Origin of the sequence: Chrysanthemum yellows phytoplasma (assembly GCF_000803325.1) — a bacterium.
Classification (GTDB): Bacteria; Bacillota_I; Bacilli_A; order Acholeplasmatales; family Acholeplasmataceae; genus Phytoplasma; species Phytoplasma asteris.
Map to the genome: position 1 here is coordinate 1 of NZ_JSWH01000193.1, position 1,966 is coordinate 1,966.

At 19.7% G+C, this 1,966-nt stretch carries 1 pseudogene; it reads right to left on the reverse strand.

Annotated elements, in window-relative coordinates:
• Positions 1-128: 128 nt before the first annotated feature.
• A pseudogene (locus OL66_RS04405) lies at positions 129-1,966 on the reverse strand (UvrD-helicase domain-containing protein); the annotation flags it as partial.

Consider the following 1,966-nt stretch of genomic DNA (forward strand, 5'->3'; position numbering starts at 1 on the left):
TTTTTTTTAAGTTTTTGAAATTTATAAATAATTTTATTTATTTTTTTCCAACAACAAAAGCCGTCCAATAATTAGACAGCAAAATTAATTAAAAATATTTAATTTAAACTAATTTAATCAAAATTAAATTAAGGAGAAAGTTGTAAACTTTGAATATAATTATTTTCAAGATATCTATACCAATATTGACATTCAACTTTATTTAATATTTTAATATCTTGTTTTTCATAATCTTTTTTAAGTTTTAATTTAAGTTTTTGTAATTTAAAATATTTTTTAAAATTCTTATTAAGAAAATAATTTTTTGGTTGAATACTAGATAAATTTAAACTAAAATAATTAGAATTTTGAAATTGATTTGGATTCATATAAGATTTAAACAACAAAGTTAAATTATGTGGAATTTTAATATTTCTTCCATTAACTCTTTGTTTAATATTCCATTCAAATATATTAGAAAAGTTAAAATTAACAATTGGAAATGAACTTAATTCTATTTCTTTAATTATATCATAAGGAAATAATGCCAAAAAAGATTCTTGAGGACAAGAAAAACATGTACGAGAAAATCCAAACAAATGACGACTATAAAAATCAATTCCTTTATTAGAATTTGATTCAATTTGTTTATCATTTTTAGAAACATATTTACTAACATATGAAACAATTTTATTAACATAATCTTTTTTATCAAAAGTACCTTTATAAAAAACTTTACATTTACTAATTTCAATTTTTTCAAATAAAAGATTTGTTTTTGATGGTCTAAAAATTTGAACATTTTGACTAATTGGATTTAAATGTTTATAATGTTTTATATTATTTTTATTCATAACAGATGCATAAGCATTAGCCCAAAGCAAAGTAATTTTTGACACTTTAACATTCTTTTTCTCATAATAATTTTGAGGTATTTTAATATTACCTTTTTCATCTATTTTATGCATTAAATAATCATCATAAAAAATACTCTTATTTCCTTTAATAGGTCGGTTTTTTAAACCCAAAGCATAATCTTTATCAGTACACAAATAACGAGAATATACACCAAAAGAATTTAAAACATCAATATTAAAAATAATATGATAATGAATAACTCCTAATTTAGTAGTTTCCAAAGACCAAAAATAACGAAAATCTTGCATTTTGGAATAAACCAAATCTTTTTGAGAGAATTGTTGAAATAAATTTGATAAATAATTTTTTCTCACTAAACGAATAAAACGTTTCCTTACCTGCCCCATAATATCAGGTTCATGAGTATATTTTATAGTTTTACCTTTTAAATCATCATAAGGAGCTGTCAAAGTAATAAAAGATATTTTTTTAGAATCTTTGAAATTATATAAAAGTTTATCCTTAGCATTTTGTGAAGAATCTCGATAATGTCTTAAAATTTTTGATTTTGGTTTAATTTCTTGCAATTTAATTTCTTTTAATTGTTTTTTAAAAGAATAATCCAATTTCAAATCATCATCACTTAATGACAAATACCTTTCTTCTTTTTTTTCTTTTAAATGTTTTTTATAACATTTAATTCGTTCCAAAGGTTCAAACATAGAATAATTAAACCCTTTTAAACGAGTCTCATAGCCATTATCTTTTTTTTGTACTTTATAAATATTTTTAGAAATTTCCTTAAATAAAACACATAATTTTAAATAACATTTCTTATAATAAGATTCAGTAATTTGATTAAATTTATGTTGTTTTTCTAATTGGTTAACTTTTTCATTATAAATTTTAATAGTAGTAGATAATTCATCATAAATTTCTATATCTTTTGAATTAGGTAAACAAATTTTTAAATAATCTAAATCAAAAATTTTATCATTTAATCCTTTTATAAAATCATCAGAAATTAATTCTTTTTTTATTAAAGAATAAAAATAATCTATAAAAATAGAAGAATCATTTAAAGTTAAAATTTCAATATCACGTTTAGCACGAGTTATTGCAGTATAAA